Origin of the sequence: Glycomyces sp. L485 (assembly GCF_022548875.1) — a bacterium.
Classification (GTDB): domain Bacteria; phylum Actinomycetota; class Actinomycetes; order Mycobacteriales; family Micromonosporaceae; genus Glycomyces.
Window position 1 is genome coordinate 236 of sequence record NZ_JAKZEW010000029.1, and the last position, 18975, is coordinate 19210.

Here is an 18975-nt window from a genome sequence, read left to right on the forward strand (position 1 = left end):
GCGAGATGGGCCTTCAGCCGGTTGGCTGAGCCCTTCGCTTTGCGCGACAGCACCCTCTGCGCTCGCTTCAGTTTCCGTTCGAGCTTGCCGAAGAACCGCGGGTTCTCGATCACCTTTCCCCCGCGCAAGACCGCGAAATCCTTCAGGCCCAAGTACAACACCGGGCCCCAGCCGGAAACGACTGGGGCCCAGCGCATCAGCGGCTGACTAGCAGCCGAGTTCGGTCAAGGTGAACCCGAGTTCGTTGCTCGTTCCGGGCTCCACTTCGACCAGGTCGAAGTCGGCCGCGTAGCCGTCCTTCGAGACGATGACCGTGTAGGTGCCCTCGTCGAACCAGTAGGAGTAGGTCCCGTCATCGGCGGTCGACAGGTGCTCGGTGGGGCCGCCGTACTCGCGGACCTGCACCTGCACCTCCGGCAGCGCCTCGGTCTCGCCCGAGCAGGTCTCGGCCTCGACGGTGCCGAGGAGCTTGCCCTGCTCGTGCTTCGGGACGACCACCATCGAGACGGCCAGGCTCGGCTTCTCGTGGGGGCTCACCACGTCCAGCGTCAACGTCGCGGTGTAGGTGCCCGGCTGGTCGACGCCGGACTCCTCGCTCGCGGTGGTCGTGACGCTGACGGTCACGGTCTCCCCCGCCGGCACCGTGACCGAGTCGGTCTCGACGCTCAGCCAGGAGGTGTCCGAGGGGTTGCCGAAGCCCATGATGGAGAAGCCGCCTTCGGACACGTCGAAGGACACGATGCCGTCGGCGGCTCCGGAGTTGGAGAGCCGCAACTTGTGCGTCCACGAACTCCCCTGCTGCACATAGGAGTTCAGGGCGACCGAGCTGACGGTGATCTCGGCGGTCCCGATGGCGAAGTCGGCCTCGGTCACGCCGTCGGGCACGATGTCGACCTGTTCGACGACGGCGCCGAAGTCGGCCTTGACGGCCGTGAAATCCGATGGGCCCGAGCCGGTCGCGAACGTCCAGTACGAGCCGTCGGCGTCGGTGGTGCCGCCGAAGTCGGAGGCGTCGTGGGTGACCGTCGCGCCTTCGATCGCCGCGCCGGTGTCCAGTTCGGTGACGGATCCGACCACGAGGCCGCCTTCGAGCGGCACGCAGTCGTCAGCGCCGACGAGGACGTTGTCGATCTGCCACCACCAGGCCCAGTCGGTGTTGTCGGTGTAGTGGAACTTCAGCTGCGCGGCGGTGGCGTCGGCCCATTCCGCCAAGTCGACCGTCTCGGTGGCGCTGCGCCGGTCGGAGTCGGCCGACCAGACCTGTTCCCAGCTCTCGCCGCCGTCGACCGAGATCGCGACATCGGCCTCGGTGTCGTACTGGCCCTTGAAGTAGTCGGAGTCGAACGTCAGGGTCGGGTCGGCGGCGCGGGTCAGGTCGAAGACCGGCGAGATCAGGTCGGTGTCCATCAGGCGGCTTCCCGATCCCTGCGCGTCGGAGTTCGCCGCGGCGAATCCCCCCGAGCCGGAGGTGAGGTTCCCTTCATCGTCGAACCGCCAAGGCTCGTCGCCGCGATTGACGACGGTCCAACCGGGCGGGGCCGAGTCCGACTCGAACCCGGCGCCGAGCGGGTCGTAGCCGTAGCCGGGCGCTATGCAGCCGTCCGCGATCGGGACCTCGATGACGTCGTCCGTCGCGGCGACGACCGGGACGGTGACCTCCTGGTATCCGGGATAGTCGGCGGCGACCTCCAGTTCCCATTCGCCTTCGGGGAGGGTGATCGTGAATTCGCCGGTGAGCGGGTCGGTCACCGCGGTGGCCTCACCGCCCGCGGTGGAGACCGTCGCGGGCAGCGGCCAGCCGTGGCCTGAGCCGTCGACGACGGTGCCGGAGACCGTCTCGGACGGCACGACGCCGAGCGTCATGTCGTGGACGGCGGTCTCGTCTGCGGTGATGAGGACGGTTCCCTCGGCCGAGCGGTAGCCGAATTTCGAGGCGGTCACGGTGTAGTCGCCGGCCGGGACGACCGGCAGCGCGTAGGCGCCGTCGTCCCCGGTGGTGGCCTTGCGGGTGAACTCGCCTACGAAGGCGAGCTCGACGCCTTCGAGCGGGTCGCCGGCGGCGTCGGTGACGGTGCCCTCGACTCCGCCGGTGTCTCCGATCGGGGAGGCCAGGACGGCCTCGAGCGCGTCGATGCGGCCGTGCCCGTAGACGTTGTTGTGCTCGGCGGTGCCGCCGCACTGGTCGTCGGCGGTGGCCCTGGCCGAGCCGGTGATGATCGCGTAGACCGAGTCGTAGTCGCCTTCGAGCGCCGGTGCCGCGGAGAGCATGAGCGCGATCGTGCCGGCGACGTGCGGGGCCGCCATGGACGTGCCGTTTTCGATGCCGTACTCGCCGCCCGGCAGGGCCGAGCGGACGTTGACGCCGGGAGCGGCGACGTCGGGTTTGACGGCGCCGTCGCGGCCGGGGCCGCGGGCGGAGAAGTCCCCGATCTCGTCGTTGACGTCGTAGGCGCCCACGCCGATCACATTCGGGTATATGCCAGGGGATCCGGCGGTCTCGCAGCCGGACCCGTTGTTGCCCAGGGATGTGACGGGGATGATCCCTGCCGCGTGCCACAGGGAGACGATGTCCTCGTAGAACGGGTCGTCGACCGAGGCGGTGGTGCCCCAGGAGTTGTTGACGATGTCGGGCGCCATCGACGGGTCGGGGTCGTTCCCGTCCGCGTCGGTGGGCGCGGCGATCCACTCCCCGGCCTCGATGAGCGCCTCCAGGCTCGGGCAGCACCCGTTGACGGCGATCCATTCGGCGCCGGGGGCGACGCCGATCTGGTTCTCGCCGCCGTCGTCGCCGACCATGGTGCCCATGGTGTGCGTGCCGTGGCCGTCCCCGTCGCAGGGGGCGCCGCCGCAGGTGCCCTGGACGTCGAGGAAGTTGTAGTCGTGGCTGAAGGTGCCGTCGCCGTTGTTGCCGCGGTACTGCTCGACCAGGGCGGGGTGGGTGTGATCGACGCCGGAGTCGATGCCGGCGATGACGACGCCGGTGCCGTCGAAGCCCAGGTCCCACACGTCGTCGGCGTGGATGTTGTCGAGCCCCCACTCGGTCGTGGCGGGCTCTATGTCCATCTCGACGGGTTCGACCATGGCGTACTCGGGGGCCTCGACGATCGACGCGACCTCGTCGAGGGCTACGATGCGCTCCACCATCGCGGCATCGCCCGTGACCTTCACGGTCGATGTGGCCCAGTAGGATTCGTAGTCCACGCCGTTCTCGTCGAGGACGGCGGCCAGGTCGGCCTGGGAGGTTCGAGCGAATTCCTTCGCCGCCTGTACGGCGGCGGTTCCCTTGTCGTCTTTGGCGTCGGCGCCGAAGGCGGGTGCGAAGTCCGGGGAGCCTTGGAAACGTACCCAGAGTTCGGCTTCGCCTTCGGCGTCGATCTCGCCGAGCACTTCTGCGGCGACCTTCTGCTCGACCAGCTCGTCGACGTCGGACTCGGACTCGGCGAAGGCGGCGGAACCGGCGAAGGCCGATACCAGGACGCCTGTGGACGCGACCGCGAATGCTTGACGCCATCGTTGTGACTGTGTCACGACGGCTCCTGTTCTGTTGGTGGGCTTCGGCGCCGGGGGCCGTGCGCCGTCGCTTCGGGTGTGGCGGAGGGCGCCGCGAGGCACCCCCGCGAGACACCGTGCCAGTCCACACGAGAATGCACAAGGCCCCGTTTTGTACAGGTGCGCGGTGGTTCGCGCTTCGAAGCCGTAACGGACAGATGGCCGAAACGGTGCGTATCACCATGGGGGCCACGACATTCGTAGACATATCGATGGACGTGAACTCGGACTGTGACCGTCCGTGACCGATCGCCGGAGCCCGATTCGATGCCGGTCGGCGACGGTCCGCAACGCGATCGAAACCCCTAGCGAAGACCGGCAGAGTGACTAAGATCACATACGATGACGGCCCGGCAGCGTCGCTGCCGGGCCGTCATCGCGATGCGTCAGATGTCGAAGCCTCCGAAATCGCCCCCGAAGTCCCCTCCGAAATCGCCGCCGACGTCACCGGAGTCCTCCATGCCGGCCTCGGTTTCGGCTTCCCCGCCGCCTTCGGCGGCGGCGTCGTCGCCGCCCTCGACCATGCCCTCGGCGTATGCCGGGGCGAGCAGCGCGTCGAAGATCATCACGCCGACCAGGGCGCCGCCGACACCCGCGAGCGCGGGCTTCCACCACGGCGTGTTGTACCAGCCGGACGGGACCGGACGTCCGTCCACATTGCCACCCGGATAGTAGTGGCGGTTCTGGTTGTCAGGAGCGGGCGAACCGGTGTAGGAGCGGCCCTCGACCTCGGCGGACACCGGTTCCTTCAGGGCGCCGGCGCGGGTCTGGCCCGGCAGCAGCGGCACCTCGGGGCCCGGGTCCATGCCCATGGCCTCGCGTGCGGCCCGGATGTAGTGCAGCCCTTCTATGGCAGTCTCGGACACCAACCGGTACTGCCGGATGGTGGCGGCCGAGTCGAGCTGGGATCCGGCGGCGGTGTAGCGCTCTCCGGCGTCGGCCAGCGCCTGGCCCGCGGCGGGGTTGTCGCCCGCGGCGGTCAGGTTCATGCTCTGCCCGCCGAGTCGCTCGTACAGGCGCCGGGCTTCGGCCTCGGCGTCGGCCAGCTCGCGCTCGGCGCGCTGCTTGTTGGAGTACACGACGAAGGCGATGACCGCGATCGCGATCACTAGCAAGGTCAACCACAGTCCCATGGACCGAGCCTACCCGGGTCGGCGCATTTAGACTGGCCCCCATGACGTGGGTCCTATTGGCGGTGGTGTGCCTGGCAGCCGGGGCGTTCGGCGGCTGGTTCGCGGGGCGTTCTCGCCAGGCGGTGGAGTTGGCCTCGGCGTCGGCCAGGCTGGAGGCCGCCTCGGACAACGAGCAGCGGCTGGAGGCGACGTTGAAGGCGGTGGCCTACGAGGCGACCGACCATTCGCGGCACGCCGTCGGGGAGGTGCTCGCGCCGATCGCGGAGACGTTGGCGCGCTATGAGAACCGGCTCGGCGACGTGGAGCGGGCGCGGCTGGACGCGTACGCGCAGCTGCGGATCCAGCTCTCCGGCGTCGCCGACATCTCCGAGGCGCTGCGCGACCAGACGGGGCGGCTGCTCGGGGCGCTGAAGTCACCGCAGGTGCGGGGGCAGTGGGGCGAGGTGCAGCTGCGCCGGCTCGTCGAGGCGGCCGGGATGGTCGAGCACTGCGACTTCTCGCAGCAGCATTCGGGCGAGGTCGACGGGCGGGTGGTGCGACCGGACCTGGTGGTGCGGCTCTCGGGCGGGCGCTCGATCGTCGTGGACGCCAAGGCGCCGCTCCAGGCTTACCTGGAGGCTCTCGAAGCCGACGACGAGGAGGCGCGCCAGGCGGCGCTGCGCATGCACGCGAAGCACCTGCGGCGGCATGTGGAGTCGTTGGCGGGCAAGGAGTACTGGCGGGCGTTCGAGGACTCGCCGGAGCTGGTGGTGCTGTTCGTCCCGGCGGACGCGTTCCTGGACGGGGCGCTCCGGTCGGACCCGGCGCTCATGGAGGACGCGTTCGCGCGCAACGTGGTCGTGGCGTCCCCGGCGACGCTGATGGTGCTGCTGCGCACGGTCGCGCACACCTGGCGGCAGGAGGCGCTCGCGGAGCACGCCAAGGAGGTCCACAAGCTCGGGCGGGAACTGCACGAGCGGCTGGCGACGGTGTCGGGGCATTTCGGGCGGCTCGGCTCGTCGCTCGATGCCGCTGTGGGGTCGTTCAACGCGGCGGTGGCGAGCGTCGAGTCGCGGCTGATGGTGACCGCGCGCCGTTTCTCGGAGCTGGAGGTGGCCTCGGATCCGCCGGAGCCGATCGCGCCGGTCGTGACCCCGGCGAGGCGGCCGACCTGGGACGAGTCTCAGGGAGTTTGAGCGGCCTTCAGGTCGCGGACGAGTTCGCGCGGCAGCTGGAAGGTGATCTTCTCGGTGACCGGTTCGATCTCCTCGACGTCGCCGTAGCCGCGTTCGGCGAGGAACGCGAGCACGTCCTGGACGAGGTTGTCCGGGACGGAGGCGCCTGAGGAGACGCCTACAGTGGCCGCGCCTTCGAGCCAGGCCTCGTCGATCTCGTGCGCGAAGTCGACGAGGTGGCCGGACTTCGCGCCGTGCTGGAGGGCGACCTCGACGAGCCGGACGGAGTTGGAGGAGTTGCGGGAGCCGACGACGATCATGACGTCGCAGTCGGCGGCGATGTCCTTGACGACCTGCTGGCGGTTCTGGGTGGCGTAGCAGATGTCGTCGCTGGGCGGGCTCTGGAGCATCGGCAGCCGCTTCTTGAGGCGGTCGACGGTCTCCATGGTCTCGTCGACCGACAGCGTCGTCTGCGACAGCCATACGACCCGCTCGGGGTCGCGGACGTTCACCTGGTCGACCGAGTCGGGGCCGTCGACGAGCTGGATGTGGGCGGGAGCCTCGCCGGAGGTGCCGACGACCTCCTCGTGGCCCTCGTGGCCGATGAGCAGGATGTCGTAGTCGTCGCGGGCGAAGCGGCGGGCTTCCTGGTGGACCTTCGTGACCAGCGGGCAGGTGGCGTCGATGGCCTTGAGTTCGCGCTCGGCGGCCTGCTCGTGGACCTCGGGGGCGACGCCGTGCGCGGAGAACACCACGACCGAGCCGTGCGGGACCTCCTCGTTCTCCTCGACGAAGATCGCGCCGGCGTCCTGGAGGGTCTCCACGACGTGGCGGTTGTGGACGATCTCTTTTCGGACGTAGACGGGAGCGCCGTAGAGCTCCAGCGCCTTCTCGACGGTCTCCACGGCCCGGTCCACGCCCGCGCAGTAGCCGCGGGGCTTGGCCAACAACACTCGCTTGGGGTCTGCCACGCCTCGATGGTAGCCGCCGACCCGGTTTCGTCACAGGCGACGGTTAGTCTGGCCACGTGACCGACCCAGCGCCACGTACCGGACCGTCCGCTCCCATGAGCGCGGAGAACCCCTGGCCGCTGCGGGTGGTCTCCAAGAAGATCGGCGATTGGGTCGCCCGGCTCGGCGAGGTGTGGACCGAGGGGCAGATCACCGAGATCAGCCACCGCGGCCGCACCGTCTACCTGACCCTGCGCGACCCTTCGGCGGAGGTGTCGATGCGGGTCGTGGACTTCACCGGGGCCGCCGCGGCCTGCGATCCGCCGCTGCGGGACGGCGCGCAGGTCGTCGTCCGCGCCCAGGCCCAGTGGTGGGACAAGAACGGGTCGCTGTCGCTGCATCTGCGCGAGATCCGCCAGGTCGGGCTCGGCGAGCTCCTCGCCCGCCTGGAGCGGCTCAAGAAGCTCCTGGCTGCCGAGGGCCTGTTCGCCGCCGAACGCAAGAAGCCGCTGCCGTTCCTGCCGTATCGGATCGGGCTGGTCACCGGCCGCGCCTCCGACGCGATGCGGGATGTGCTCAAGAACGCCAGGGCCCGCCTGCCGGCCGCGGATTTCGAGGTCCGCGAGGTCGCCGTCCAGGGCCCGAAGGCGGTCGCCGAGGTGTGCGCGGCGCTGGCCGAGCTCGACGCCGATCCCGACGTCGAGGTCATCGTCATCGCCCGCGGCGGCGGCTCGATGGAGGACCTGTTGCCGTTCTCCGACGAGACCCTGTGCCGGGCGGTCGCCCAGGCCGGCACGCCGGTGGTCTCGGCGATCGGGCACGAACCGGACACGCCACTGCTCGACTACGTCGCCGACTGGCGCGCCTCGACCCCGACCGAGGCCGGCAAGAAGGTCGTCCCCGATCTCGCCGAGGAGCAGCGTGGCCTGAATATCAGCCGCACCCGCCTGCGCCAGGCGTTGAACGCGCTGCTCACGCGCGAGCAGGACGCGCTCGTCGCGATGCGGGCCAGGCCGGTGCTCTCCAGGCCGGAGACCATGCTCGAGGCCCGCGCCGAAGCGGTCGACAACCTGACCGAGCGAATGCGGACGCGCGTGCGCCACCGGCTCGAACGCTCGGTCGACGACCTGGAGCACCTGCGGGCGCGTCTGCGTTCCCTCTCACCGCAGTCCACACTCGACCGCGGCTACGCGATCGCCACCGACGCCGGCACGGGCGCGGTCCTGCGCGACGCCGCCGACGCCGGCGAGCGCATCCGCGTCCGGCTCGCCGCGGGCAGCCTGCAAGCGGCCGTCACCGAGAGAGAAGAGGGGCCATGACCGACCGGAAACTGACCTACGAGCAGGCTCGGGCCGAGCTCGTCGCCACCGTCGAGAAGCTCGAGGCCGGGGGCGCCACCCTCGAGGAGTCGCTGAAGCTCTGGGAGCGGGGCGAGGCCCTCGCGGACCTGTGCCAGGCGCATCTCGAAGGCGCCCGTGAACGCCTCGCAGCGCGCGCCGAGACGAGCGAGGAGGAGGACTAATTGAGACCTGCGGCCACGCCTCCGGCGAGCTGCGGCAGTTCACCGGCGCCGTCCGACTCGGCCAGGAGCACGATCGACGAGCCGGCCGACTCGGCCACCCACGCCTCGCCGGCGTCGGTGTCGTAGGCCGCCCAGTCCATGGCGCCCGCCGACACCGGCTCGCCCGCGCCGGTCAGCCGATCGTCGACCTCGTCGACCGGGCCGGTCGTCTGCACGAACTGGAATCCGTGCCCGTCCGGCGAATACCAGCCGACCCGCAGCGTCACCGCGTCGTCGGCGGTCGCCAGCGCGCTGGAGATCGGCTTCCATTCCTCGGGCAGCTCGGGGTGGACCGCGTCCAGGCCGAGCGATGCCGCGTTCATGTAGACCTCGCTGGTATCCACGACGCTGACCTCCCGGTCGGAGGCAGCCCAGTTCCACGCCCAGTAGAAGACCGCCAGCGGCACCAGCAGCACCGCCAGGGACAGCGCCATGTCGCGCATCCGGCGCTGCTTCGGGCGGGAAGTCGGCTCGGCCGTAACCTTGACGTCATCGCTGGACATGAACCCATGGTGACCGACCGACCCGAGACGGGCCGCACCGCCCCACCTTCAGGTGGCCTGCCCGTCTCGCCCTTGTCCACAGCCCGCGAGCGACGGCCCGGGAGGCCGTTGCTCTACCCTCACCCGAACTTCACATGCCGTCCTTGACCGGAAGGAGTCTCCGTTGATTCTCGTGGTAGGCGAGAACGTGATCGACCTCGTGCCCGCGCCGGGAGGCGGGTTGCGACCGACCTGCGGGGGCGGCCCCGCGAACACGGCGGTGGCGCTGGCGAGGCGCGGCGTGCCGACGGCGCTGGTCGGGTCGGTCGGCGGCGACCACTTCGGGAGGCAGGTGTGGCGGCGCCACATCTCGGCCGGGGTGCGGCGCGACTTCCTGCTTCGCACCGATCTGCCTTCGACGCTGGCGCTCGCGGTGGTCGACGAGGACGGGACGGCCAGTTACGACTTCTGGACGAGTGGGACGGCGGATTTCACGTGGAACGGGCGGTCGCTGCCTTCGGTCGACCCCTCGTGGGTCGACCTCGTCCATTTCGGTTCGCTGGCGGCCTTCGTCGAGCCGTCGGCGCGGGTCGTCGAGCACTGGGTGAACCGGGCGCGGCGGTCGGTGCCGGTCTCGTTCGACCCGAACATCAGGCTGCCGGCGATGGGCGATGCCGACCAGGTGCGTCGTCGCACCGATCGGCTCGCGGGGCTGTCGAACCTGGTGCGGGTCTCGGAACGGGACCTGGCGCAGATCTACCCGGACACCGATGTCGACAAGGTCGCCTACGGGTGGATCGAACTGGGCGCCGAGCTCGTGGTGGTGACGCTGGGGGACGCGGGGTCGGTGGCGTTCCACCGCAAGCACGTCACAGAGGTGCCGGCGGTGCCGGTGGAGCTGGTCGATGCGATCGGCGCGGGGGACGCGTTCACCTCGGGGCTGCTGGGCTGGCTCACCTCGGCGGGCTGGATGCGTCTGGACCGGACCGCGGCGTGGGGCAACCGCGCCGTGATCACCGCGGCGCTGCGATACGCGAGCCAGCTCGCCGCGCAGGCCTGCACGGTCCCCGGGGCGCCGTAGGGCGGCCTGGTTGCGGGCCCGAGACGGGCCCGTTCGGCCGCTCGCTGCGTTGTCAGGCGGCCCGGTTGCGGCCCTGGGGCCGACGCGAATGCAACGAGCATCACAGCGGCATAAGATCGTGGTGTGTCCGAACCAGAACTGCGCATCTGCCTCGACGAGTCCGACCTCGAAGCGGCCTTGCGCTTCGACGCCCGCAGGGGTCTGACCTCGGCCCCGAAGTATCTGCCGATGCGGTTGCACTACGACGGCCGCGGGGCCGCGCTGTTCAGCGAGCTGACGTGGCAGAGCGAGTACTACCCGTCCAGGTGCGAACGCGAGATCCTGGGGGCGAACGCGGAGGCGATCGCCGACGTGCTCGCGACCGAGTCGAATTCCGGCGGTTTCGAGAGCCCCATGGGGGCGCCTGTGTCGGTGATCGAGCTGGGCGCGGGCAGGGCCGAGAAGATCCGGGTGCTGCTCGACACGCTCGACCGCGACGGCCAGCTGGAGTCGTTCTGGCCGTTCGACGTCGACGCCGACTCGGTGCGCAGCGTGCTGGGCGAGCTGTCCGCGCGCTACCGCGACATCATGCTGGGAGGCATCGTCGGCGACTTCACGCTGCATCTGGAGCACGTGCCGGACCACCAGCACACGCGACTCGTTGCGTTCCTCGGCGGCACGTTCGGCAACTTCACCGGGATGGAGCGCGGACAGTTCCTGCGGGATCTGCGCGACGCGCTGCGGCCGGGCGACTGGTTCCTGGTGGGCGCCGACCTGGTGAAGGACCCAGAGGTCATCCTGGCCGCGTACAACGACGCCGCCGGGATCACCGCGGAGTTCAACCGGAACGTCCTGCACGTGCTCAACGACCGGCTCGACGCCGACTTCGAACCGAGCAACTTCGAGCACGTCACGTTTTGGGACGCGGACGCCACGACGGTCGAGTTGCGGCTGCGGGCGCTCAAGCCGATGAGGGTGGACCTGGCCGCGATCGACCTCGCCGTCGAATTCGGCGTCGGGGAGGAGCTCCACACGGGCATCTCGAAGAAGTTCCACCGCGGTGAGCTGGAGGTCCAGCTCCAGGCGGCGGGTTTCGAGCCGGAGCAGTGCTGGACCGACACGAGCGACTACTTCGGGCTCTTCCTGGCCAGGGTCGCGTGAACGGCGCTCCCCGACCCGGTGCAGGGCGCCGGGTGACTCTTTAGGGTGATCGGCATGGGAGAAATCGTGCTGATCCGCCACGGCGAGACGACCTGGTCGGCCTCGGGTCGACACACCTCGGTCACCGATCTGGACCTCACCGACACCGGAGTGGCGCAGGCGAAGGGCTTGACGTCCCTGCTCGCGGACCGGAAGTTCGCCGCGATCTGGGCGAGCCCGCGGGTGCGCGCCGTCCAGACCGCCGCGCTCGCCGGTCTCACCATCACCGAGGTCAAGCCGGATCTGGCCGAGTGGGCGTACGGCGACTACGAGGGCAGGACGCTCGACGAGATCCGCGCGACCGACCCGGACTGGACGATCTGGACCGGCGGCGGCAAGGGTCCTGGAGGCGAATCGGCATCAGAGGTGGAGGAGCGGCTGGACCGCGTCATCGCCGAGGCCAGCGGCCTCCTCGACGAGGGTGATGTGGCGTTCGTGGCCCACGGCCACAGCCTGCGGGTGGCGGCCGCGCGATGGCTGGGCCGCCCGGCCGGGGACGGCCGGGACTTCACGATCGACACGGCCTCGGTCGCCGCGCTCGGCTTCGAGCACGGGCGCCGGGCGGTGACGCTGTGGAATCTGACCGCCGCCGTCGCGTCTGCCGAGTGAAAGGCCCTGATCGGCAGCGGCCCAAGTCGTTCCCCTGTAGATCCTCGATCCCGCCGTCCGCCGGGCAGTGCGGTGATCGTCGCATACGGTGAAGCACGTTACAGGTGGGCATCCCCTGCATCCGCACCCTTGAAGGAAGGCTAGCCTAACCTTTGTATCGCCTGATCGAAATTGGGGAATGATGAAACGCTCGCAACTCACCGGCCTGGCCTCCGCCGCGACAGGACTGGCCCTGCTCCTCACCGCCTGCGGAAGCGACGCCGACGCGACCGACACCGATGACGCGGCCTCGTCGGTGACCGTCGAGCACGCGATGGGATCCACCGACGTCGCCTGCACGCCGCAGAAGGTCGTCACCCTCGGCCAAGGCCAGACCGACACCGTGCTGGCCCTCGGCGTCACACCCGTCGGCGTGGTCAGCCCGTGGACCGACGAATGGTACGAATACCTCCCCGACGAAGTCGAGGACGCGACCGTGGTCGGCACCGAGATCGAGCCCGACCTGGAGACCATCGCGACGCTGCAGCCGGACGTCATCCTCGGCTCCAAGCTCCGCCACGAGGCGCTGTACGACCAGCTGTCCCAGATCGCCCCGACCGTGTTCTCCGAGACCATCGGCGTGGCCTGGAAGGACAACGTCCCACTGTGGGCCGAGGCCCTGTGCCTCGAAGACGAAGGCGCGCAGATCCTCGCCGAGTACGAGGCGCACGCCCAGCAGGTCGCCGACGGGCTCGCCGAAGCGGGCCTGGCCGACACCGAGGCCTCCATGATCCGCTTCATGCCCGACCAGGTCCGGATCTACCTCACCGGCTTCCCCGGCTCGGTCATGCGCGACGCCGGACTCCAACGCCCCGCCGCGCAACAGGTCGACGACTGGGAGAACTCCGAGCAGCTCATCGAGATCAGCGAAGAACGCATCCCCGAAATGGACGGCGACGTCGTCTTCGTGATGGTCTCCGAGCAGTGGTACAGCGAAAGCGGCAGCCAGGAGACCGAGGAGAACATGTCGAAGTGGACCTCCACCGAACTGTGGCAGCAGCTCTCGGCGGTCCAGAACGACCAGGTCCACGAAGTCAACGAGAGCCACTGGAACCTCGGCGGCGGCATCGGCGCCGCGCGCGCCATGCTCGACGACCTCGGGGAATACTTCCTGGGCCAGGAATGAGCCGACCGCGACAACTCGCGGTGATCGCAACGAGCGCGCTGGCGCTGGCCGCCGCCCTGGCGGCCAGCGTCGCGATCGGCTCGGTCACCCTCCCCCTCGGCGACGTCCTCGACGCCCTCAAAGGCGCGAACGACGCCGAATCCCACCTGATCGTGCGGGAACTTCGCGTCCCCCGCACCGTCGCCGGCCTCGTCGCCGGAGCGTGCCTCGGCGTCTCCGGCGTGCTCCTGCAAGGCGCCACCCGCAACCCACTCGCCTCACCGGCGATGCTCGGCATCACCGCCGGAGCCGGATTCGCCGTCGTGGTCACCGTCGCGCTCCTCGGCCTCCCCTCCGGCCACGCCGTGTGGGCGGCGTTCGGCGGCGGCGCGGCCGGATTCGGCATCGCCCTGCTACTGGCCGGTTCGGGACGCGACGGCCTGTCCCCCGTCCGCCTGGCCCTGTCCGGCGCCATCGTCTCCACCATGCTCGCCGCCTGGACCACCGCCATCCTCACCCTCAACGAATACGCCGCCGAAGAGGTCCGCGACTGGCTCGCCGGATCACTCGCCGGCCGCGACATCACCGCCGTCGCACCGCTGCTGCCCCTCGTAGCGGCCGCGCTGATCCTCGCGTGGGCGCTGGCCCGCCCGCTGGACGCGCTCGCCCTCGGCGACGAGGCCGCCGTCGGCCTCGGCCAACGCCCCGGCCGCGTCCGGCTCGCCGCCGCAGTCGCCGCGCTCGCGCTGGCGGCGGTCGCCGTCGCCATGGCCGGGCCGATCGCGTTCGTCGGCCTCGCGGTACCCCACATCGCCCGCTTCCTCGTCGGCGGCGGACACCGCGCCCTGCTGGTCGCCTCCGTCCTGCTCGGACCCGCGCTGCTGCTCGTCGCCGACGTCATCGGCCGGATCGTGGCCCGCCCGAGCGAAGTGCAGGCCGGGGTGATCACCGCCCTCATCGGCGCGCCCGTCCTCGTCCGCATCGTCATGAACCGGAAGGTCGCCCTATGACATCCGCCGAGGCCACCGCGGTCCCGGCCCGGGCCGCCATCCGGAAGCGGGCCCTGCGCGGCCGCATCGTCGTGACCGCGCTGCTCGCGCTCACGGCCGCCGTTGCGGCGTGGGCCCTGGCACTCGGATCGAGCGAGACCACGCTCCTGGAAGTCGTCGGCGCCGTCTGGGGCTTCGGCGATTCCGGACAGGTGTTCATCGTCCAGCAGCTGCGGCTCCCGCGAGTGCTCACGGCCCTGCTCGTCGGCGCCGCCCTCGGCGCCTCGGGAACGCTCATGCAGGGCCTGATGCGCAACCCCTTGGCCTCCCCCGACGTCGTCGGCGTGACCGGAGGCGCCGGCCTCGCGGCGGTCCTCGCGATCGGCGCGTCCGTCCCGCCGCTCGGCCTGCCCGTCGCCGCCGCGGCCGGAGCCGCGACCGCCACCGGCCTGCTGTACCTCTTCAGCGGACGGGGCGGCACCGCCGGCAGCCGACTGGTGCTCATCGGCATCGGCATACACGCAGTCGCCTCCGCCGGGATCGCCCTCGTCATGTCCCGCCTGCCGGTCGGACGGCTCGGCGCCGCCGAAGTCTGGCTCGCCGGAAGCCTGCACGCCCGCAACTGGACGCACGCGACCGCCGCCGCGATCGGACTCGCGATCGCCCTGCCCGCCGCCTACTGGCTGCTGCGGCGGCTCTCGGTGCTCGAACTCGGCGACGACCTCGCCATCGGCGCCGGTGTCCACGTACGGCACACCCGCACCGCGCTGCTCGCCATGTCCGCCGTGCTCGCCGGGATCGCGGTCGCCGTGGCCGGGCCGATCGCGTTCGTCGCGCTCGGCGCCCCGCACATCGCCCGCCGGATCGCCGGACCGACCCGCGCCGCCACGCTCACCACGGCGGTGCTCGTCGGCTCGCTGCTGGTGCTCGCCGCCGACATCATCGGCCAGCGCCTGTTCGCGCCGACCTCGCTGGCCGCCGGCGTCGTCACGGCGGCCCTCGGCGCCCCCTACCTGCTTTGGCTCCTTCACCGAACTGGAAAACGATGAGCGCACCCCGACCGTCCCGCCTGCGCGCCGACCGGCTCTCCGTGGCCTACGGCGCCCGGACCGTCCTCGACGGCACCGACCTCGACATCCCCGACCGGGCGATCACCGCGATCGTCGGCCCCAACGGCTGCGGCAAGTCGACGCTGCTGCGGGCGATGGGCCGCGTGCTCGCACCGCGATCGGGCGCCGTCCTGCTCGACGGCGAACCGGTGCACCGGCGTCCGACCCGTACCGTCGCCCACGAGCTCGGCCTGCTGCCACAGACGAACGCCGTCCCCGAGCAGCTGACCGTCGCCGACCTCGTCGCCCGGGGCCGCTACCCGCACCGCGGCGCCTTCGGGCGCTGGACGAGGACCGACCAGGACGCCGTCGACGAGGCGCTCGCCGCAACCGGCATGGACGCGCTCGCCTCGCGGGCCGTCGACGAGCTGTCCGGCGGGCAGCGCCAGCGCGCCTGGATCGCGATGACCCTCGCCCAGCAGACGCCGATCCTGCTGCTCGACGAGCCGACCACGTATCTCGATCTCGCCCACCGCATCGAGGTGCTCCGGCTGCTGCGCATCCTCAACGACGAACGCGGGGTCACGGTGGTGATGGTCCTGCACGACCTCCACGAGGCATGCCGCTACGCCGACCACGTCGTCGCGATGCGCGACGGGGAGGTCGTCGCGCACGGCGAGCCCGGCGATGTGGTCACCCCGGAGCTGGTCGAGGACGTCTTCGGCGTCGCGTGCTCCATCGTGCCCGACCCGGTCAGCGGCGCACCCCTGGTCATCCCCCTCGATCCGGACCGGGAACCGGCCGAGTCGTCGGCCGAGTGAGGCCTTCGCATGGGAAACGGTCCGAACCGGGACGGCTGCGCCGTCGTCAGCCAGGCGGTCGCGGAGCCGGTGTTCGGCACCGCGCCTGAGCGGGCGGCCCCGTGGCTGCTCGTCGAACACGCCGGACCGTGGCCGTGGCGGGCGTGGCCCGACGACGTGCCCGCCGAGGCGGCGGCGGTCATGGACGCGGCCGAGGCGGCGGGTGTGCGCGTCAACCTGGTGCGCCGCGTCCGCGACCGGCGACGGGACGCCTTCACGGTGATCGCCGTGGTTCCCGGCGGGCCCATGGAGCGCCGGACGGTGGCCGACCTGCGGGAGCTGTCGGGTCTTGATGTCGGAGCGCTGGCAGTCGGGCGATCGCCCGGTTTCGGCGAGGTCTTCGATGAGCAGGTCGTGCTGGTGTGCACGCATGGGCGCCGGGACGTGTGCTGCGCGCGATACGGGCGTCCGGTCGCGGTGCAGCTGGATCGGGCGCTGCCGGGGCGGGTGTGGGAGACGACGCATGTCGGCGGCGACCGGTTCGCGGCGAATGTGGTGACGATGCCTGACGGCGGCTACCACGGCGGCGTGACCGTCGCGGAAGCCGAGGCCGTGGCCGCCGCGATCGCGGAGGGCCGGGTGGTGCCGTCGATGTGGCGCGGCCGCGCCGGACTGCCCCAGCCCGTCCAAGCCGCCGAATACTTCCTGCGGCAACGCTTCGATATCGTTGCGGCGGAAGGTCTCAGGTGGTCGCAACACCACTCTGCGGGTGAGGACGGCACCGTGTGCGCCGAATTCGAACTGGACGGCGCCGGCCGTTACCGAGTGACGGTGCGTCCCCGCGGGTCGAGCGAGGAGCGCCTGACTTCGTGCGCGGGACCAGGCGTCTACGGGACCCCGACGACCTTCGACCTGGTCGCTCTGGAGCGGATCGACCAGTCGACCCGACCCGCTCCGCGGCTCGCGCATCACGCTGACCTTGTCGACGCGGCAATGCTTCGGATTCAGCGACGATCTTACGGATGATCGGATACTGGACGCTCAATTGATCCTCGATCGGAATCTCGTCGAGCAAGTGCTCCTCACCGCTGAATCCGCGGATCACGCCTTCTGCATTTCCAGTGGGGAATGAGTTACGCACAGAACGCTATCGCATTACGACCAATCGGGGGTTCCGGTGAGGGCCATATAGATCGGCCATCGCGGATGCTCGCGCGTGTTGGTGGTTGATTTCGCGTAACCGGTGTGCGAAGGTGCTCGCACGCGCAGTGCGCGGATTCCAGATTCCAACTGAACATGGCCCGGTGGGCCGCCCCTCTATCGCCAAACAGGTTGGCGGCCCACCTTCGAAACCCTGAGAGGAAACCTCCCATGGTTGCAGTCAGCCTACGCCAAGATCCGGTGGGCGCAACAGACCAAAACACGCTCACCGCCGTTCGTCCCACCTCGGGCACACCTTTGTGGGCCCGAGACGACCACGCGCCCGGCGCTCCACGTCCGGCCTCACCCTGGGACGAGTGGACCATTCCGCCCCGGCCAGAGGCCCTCACCGGTGCCAGCAAGCCCAGTCCGCACCCGACCGAGCCGTTCCGACCCTGGCGCATCGACTTCGAGGAGCCCGACACCGTCGAGCACCCGATCGAGGGACCACCGAAGTCCGCGACCGTCGCCAAGCGGCTGCTCCTGTTCCTCGGCCTCGCCTACCTGTTCCTCGCGGCACTCTCCACCGGCCTCACCTGGACCGGCTGCCTCGCGTCCTCCACCGACAACGAGGAATCCGAACGGGAACCGGACAGCGCCCTTCCTTCGCCGCCGCGTCCACCGGACCGCAATCCCGACTCCCCCGGCCTTCACACCCGGCCCGACGGCACCCGCTACCTGGTCATGCCGGTGCCCTCGGGCATCGGCGAGCGCCTTCGAGGTCACGCCCCGGCGATCGGCGGTGGTGCCGCATGAGCCTGTCCCGCTATGCCCCGCACCAGATCCGCGCCCGCTACCAACGGGCACTGAGCGCACTCCCGATCCCGGCGGCCTCGGCGGCCGGGATCGACCCGAAACGCCTGACCATCCTCGGCGCGACCTCCATCGCAGAGCGCCAGATCATCTTCGGCACTCTCGCCGACGCCCCGCGCTTGTGGCTCGCCTTCAATGACACCGAACCGGATCTCATCGGATACATGACCGGCCTTGTCGTCGGCGAACCCGACCTGTGGATCTCCGACCCCGCACATCAGGCCTGGGCGCTCGAAGGCGACAACACGACGCTCCTCAAGTGCGCCGCCGCCCGCGTCTGGTTCGCCTGCCTACGCGACTGCGAGGGCTGAACCGGTGGACTTTCGAGGACGCGACGCCTTCCTCCGCGAACACGCCACTGCGGCGTTCCGCTGCGACGCCGCCGAGACCGTCCGCATTCAGCGGCTTCTTCATCCGGAGGACGCCACGTCCCACCAGATCTCCACAGCGTGCCGGGGATCATCCTGAATCTTAGGCCAGTGCCCGCAATCAGAATTCCATCGCGTGACCGCGCAGGTCCAGATAGCCGCTGAGGCGAGCGGCTGCGGCGAGCATGGCGCGGCCGCGCTCGGTCAGCTTGCGCTGCCAGTCCTCGAGCGAGCGGGAGAGCGATTCGGTGCCGCCCGCGGTGCGGACCTGCTCGACCACGGTCGCGATGTGCTCGAGTGGGTAGCCGCCGCGCCTGAGGAGATGCGCGAGCTCGGCGTCGCGGATGTCGGCGGCGCGGAAGAGGCGGTATCCGGTGGCCGGATCCCGTTCGGGGACGAGGATTCCGGCTTCCTCCCAGTTTCGCAGGGTGGCCGGTGTGACGCGAAGTCGGTGTGCGAGTTCGCCGACGGCATAAGGGGCCATGTCTCCCGACTCCGAAGGAGAACCGGTCTCTGTCGACAGGCGGTCGATCGCGGCCCGAACCGAGTCGAGAGTGGAGCGATCGCGGAGCAATTGCTCATGTCCGCGGTCGATGATCATCAGGGCGCCGTCGAGATCGTTCCGGTCCAGCGCCTGCATGATCTCGCCACCGTCCGCGTGACCGTAGGCCCGGGAGAGCGCGAGGAAGGCGCGGAGCGCCGCGGCGTGTACCTCGGTGTAAATCCGGTAGCCGCTGCGCGTGCGCTCGGCGCTCGGAATGAACCCGTCGCGCTCATAGTTGCGGATCGCCTGAGTCGAGAGGCCGTGCTCGCGCGCGAGATCCGAAGGCCGCATGTTCTCCATCGGTTGAGACTTTAGCGCAGGATTTCGAGTCAATGGCCGAAGAAAGTCTCAACCGTTGTTTCAACGATAT

The 18975-nt window shown here is 70.3% G+C and carries 18 protein-coding genes and 1 pseudogene; 13 read left to right on the top strand and 6 right to left on the bottom strand.

Features of this window, described 5'->3' with window-relative positions:
* The 3 genes and pseudogenes from L0U85_RS14210 to L0U85_RS14220 form a co-directional block, all read right to left on the bottom strand.
* A pseudogene (locus L0U85_RS14210) lies at positions 1–197 on the bottom strand (hypothetical protein); the annotation flags it as partial.
* 10 nt (positions 198–207) lie between these two features.
* Positions 208–3528 (bottom strand): S8 family serine peptidase, encoded by a 3321-nt coding sequence (locus tag L0U85_RS14215; RefSeq protein WP_241378422.1) that lies wholly within the window; start codon positions 3526–3528, stop codon positions 208–210.
* A gap of 407 nt (positions 3529–3935) precedes the next feature.
* Complete coding sequence (locus tag L0U85_RS14220) at positions 3936–4682, bottom strand: hypothetical protein (protein WP_241378423.1); 747 nt, start codon at positions 4680–4682, stop codon at positions 3936–3938.
* A 41-nt stretch (positions 4683–4723) separates the two neighbouring features.
* On the opposite strand from L0U85_RS14220, the gene L0U85_RS14225 reads away from it, so the two are divergent.
* On the top strand, positions 4724–5857 hold the full coding sequence (locus L0U85_RS14225) for a DNA recombination protein RmuC (RefSeq protein WP_241378424.1): 1134 nt from the start codon (positions 4724–4726) through the stop codon (positions 5855–5857).
* Here L0U85_RS14225 and L0U85_RS14230 read toward each other — a convergent pair.
* A complete protein-coding gene (locus L0U85_RS14230) occupies positions 5845–6807 on the bottom strand; it encodes a 4-hydroxy-3-methylbut-2-enyl diphosphate reductase (RefSeq protein WP_241378425.1) in 963 nt (320 codons plus the stop codon). The genes L0U85_RS14225 and L0U85_RS14230 overlap by 13 nt on opposite strands.
* A 95-nt stretch (positions 6808–6902) precedes the next feature.
* Here L0U85_RS14230 and xseA point away from each other — a divergent pair, with 95 nt between their 5' ends.
* On the top strand, positions 6903–8105 hold the full coding sequence (gene xseA / locus L0U85_RS14235; RefSeq protein ID WP_241378426.1) for an exodeoxyribonuclease VII large subunit: 1203 nt from the start codon (positions 6903–6905) through the stop codon (positions 8103–8105).
* Complete coding sequence (locus L0U85_RS14240) at positions 8102–8308, top strand: exodeoxyribonuclease VII small subunit (protein WP_241378427.1); 207 nt, start codon at positions 8102–8104, stop codon at positions 8306–8308. The genes xseA and L0U85_RS14240 overlap by 4 nt, the downstream gene beginning before the upstream one ends.
* Here L0U85_RS14240 and L0U85_RS14245 read toward each other — a convergent pair.
* The gene (locus L0U85_RS14245) at positions 8305–8850 is read right to left on the bottom strand and encodes a DUF4245 family protein (RefSeq protein WP_241378428.1); all 546 of its coding nucleotides are present in this window, start codon (positions 8848–8850) and stop codon (positions 8305–8307) included. The genes L0U85_RS14240 and L0U85_RS14245 overlap by 4 nt on opposite strands.
* Positions 8851–9022: 172 nt before the next feature.
* Here L0U85_RS14245 and L0U85_RS14250 point away from each other — a divergent pair, with 172 nt between their 5' ends.
* From L0U85_RS14250 to L0U85_RS14295, 10 genes are all read left to right on the top strand, one after another.
* On the top strand, positions 9023–9910 hold the full coding sequence (locus tag L0U85_RS14250; protein ID WP_241378473.1) for a carbohydrate kinase: 888 nt from the start codon (positions 9023–9025) through the stop codon (positions 9908–9910).
* A 123-nt stretch (positions 9911–10033) separates the two neighbouring features.
* Positions 10034–11050, top strand: coding sequence for an L-histidine N(alpha)-methyltransferase (locus tag L0U85_RS14255; protein WP_241378429.1), 1017 nt, complete (start codon positions 10034–10036; stop codon positions 11048–11050).
* Positions 11051–11104: 54 nt separating this feature from the next.
* Entirely contained in the window at positions 11105–11698 is a 594-nt protein-coding gene (locus tag L0U85_RS14260) for a histidine phosphatase family protein (protein ID WP_241378430.1), read from the top strand.
* Between the two features lie 181 nt (positions 11699–11879).
* Positions 11880–12863 carry an iron-siderophore ABC transporter substrate-binding protein gene (locus L0U85_RS14265; RefSeq protein WP_241378431.1) on the top strand — a complete coding sequence of 328 codons (984 nt, stop codon included), beginning with the start codon at positions 11880–11882 and terminating at the stop codon, positions 12861–12863.
* Positions 12860–13852: an iron ABC transporter permease gene (locus L0U85_RS14270; protein WP_241378432.1), complete on the top strand. Its 993-nt coding sequence runs from the start codon at positions 12860–12862 to the stop codon at positions 13850–13852. Before L0U85_RS14265 ends, L0U85_RS14270 begins: the two co-directional genes overlap by 4 nt.
* A complete protein-coding gene (locus L0U85_RS14275; protein ID WP_241378433.1) occupies positions 13849–14880 on the top strand; it encodes an iron ABC transporter permease in 1032 nt (343 codons plus the stop codon). The genes L0U85_RS14270 and L0U85_RS14275 overlap by 4 nt, the downstream gene beginning before the upstream one ends.
* Positions 14877–15701 (top strand): ABC transporter ATP-binding protein, encoded by an 825-nt coding sequence (locus tag L0U85_RS14280; RefSeq protein ID WP_241378434.1) that lies wholly within the window; start codon positions 14877–14879, stop codon positions 15699–15701. The genes L0U85_RS14275 and L0U85_RS14280 overlap by 4 nt, the downstream gene beginning before the upstream one ends.
* A 9-nt stretch (positions 15702–15710) precedes the next feature.
* Positions 15711–16706 carry a sucrase ferredoxin gene (locus L0U85_RS14285; protein ID WP_241378435.1) on the top strand — a complete coding sequence of 332 codons (996 nt, stop codon included), beginning with the start codon at positions 15711–15713 and terminating at the stop codon, positions 16704–16706.
* 345 nt (positions 16707–17051) lie between these two features.
* Positions 17052–17636, top strand: coding sequence for a hypothetical protein (locus L0U85_RS14290; RefSeq protein WP_241378436.1), 585 nt, complete (start codon positions 17052–17054; stop codon positions 17634–17636).
* A complete protein-coding gene (locus tag L0U85_RS14295; RefSeq protein WP_241378437.1) occupies positions 17633–18004 on the top strand; it encodes a hypothetical protein in 372 nt (123 codons plus the stop codon). Before L0U85_RS14290 ends, L0U85_RS14295 begins: the two co-directional genes overlap by 4 nt.
* 178 nt (positions 18005–18182) lie before the next feature.
* On the opposite strand, the gene L0U85_RS14300 is transcribed toward L0U85_RS14295, so the two are convergent.
* On the bottom strand, positions 18183–18905 hold the full coding sequence (locus L0U85_RS14300) for a TioE family transcriptional regulator (protein ID WP_241378438.1): 723 nt from the start codon (positions 18903–18905) through the stop codon (positions 18183–18185).
* Positions 18906–18975 lie beyond the last annotated feature (70 nt).

Excerpts from the sequence above, each read along its gene's own strand:
- L0U85_RS14220 (WP_241378423.1), bottom strand. The coding sequence starts at position 4,682 with ATGGGACTGTGGTTGACCTTGCTAGTGATCGCGATCGCGGTCATCGCC.
- L0U85_RS14225 (WP_241378424.1), top strand. The coding sequence starts at position 4,724 with ATGACGTGGGTCCTATTGGCGGTGGTGTGCCTGGCAGCCGGGGCGTTC.
- xseA (WP_241378426.1), top strand. The coding sequence starts at position 6,903 with ATGAGCGCGGAGAACCCCTGGCCGCTGCGGGTGGTCTCCAAGAAGATC.
- L0U85_RS14240 (WP_241378427.1), top strand. The coding sequence starts at position 8,102 with ATGACCGACCGGAAACTGACCTACGAGCAGGCTCGGGCCGAGCTCGTC.
- L0U85_RS14245 (WP_241378428.1), bottom strand. The coding sequence starts at position 8,850 with ATGTCCAGCGATGACGTCAAGGTTACGGCCGAGCCGACTTCCCGCCCG.
- L0U85_RS14260 (WP_241378430.1), top strand. The coding sequence starts at position 11,105 with ATGGGAGAAATCGTGCTGATCCGCCACGGCGAGACGACCTGGTCGGCC.
- L0U85_RS14265 (WP_241378431.1), top strand. The coding sequence starts at position 11,880 with ATGAAACGCTCGCAACTCACCGGCCTGGCCTCCGCCGCGACAGGACTG.
- L0U85_RS14270 (WP_241378432.1), top strand. The coding sequence starts at position 12,860 with ATGAGCCGACCGCGACAACTCGCGGTGATCGCAACGAGCGCGCTGGCG.
- L0U85_RS14275 (WP_241378433.1), top strand. The coding sequence starts at position 13,849 with ATGACATCCGCCGAGGCCACCGCGGTCCCGGCCCGGGCCGCCATCCGG.
- L0U85_RS14280 (WP_241378434.1), top strand. The coding sequence starts at position 14,877 with ATGAGCGCACCCCGACCGTCCCGCCTGCGCGCCGACCGGCTCTCCGTG.
- L0U85_RS14285 (WP_241378435.1), top strand. The coding sequence starts at position 15,711 with ATGGGAAACGGTCCGAACCGGGACGGCTGCGCCGTCGTCAGCCAGGCG.
- L0U85_RS14290 (WP_241378436.1), top strand. The coding sequence starts at position 17,052 with ATGGTTGCAGTCAGCCTACGCCAAGATCCGGTGGGCGCAACAGACCAA.
- L0U85_RS14295 (WP_241378437.1), top strand. The coding sequence starts at position 17,633 with ATGAGCCTGTCCCGCTATGCCCCGCACCAGATCCGCGCCCGCTACCAA.
- L0U85_RS14300 (WP_241378438.1), bottom strand. The coding sequence starts at position 18,905 with ATGGAGAACATGCGGCCTTCGGATCTCGCGCGCGAGCACGGCCTCTCG.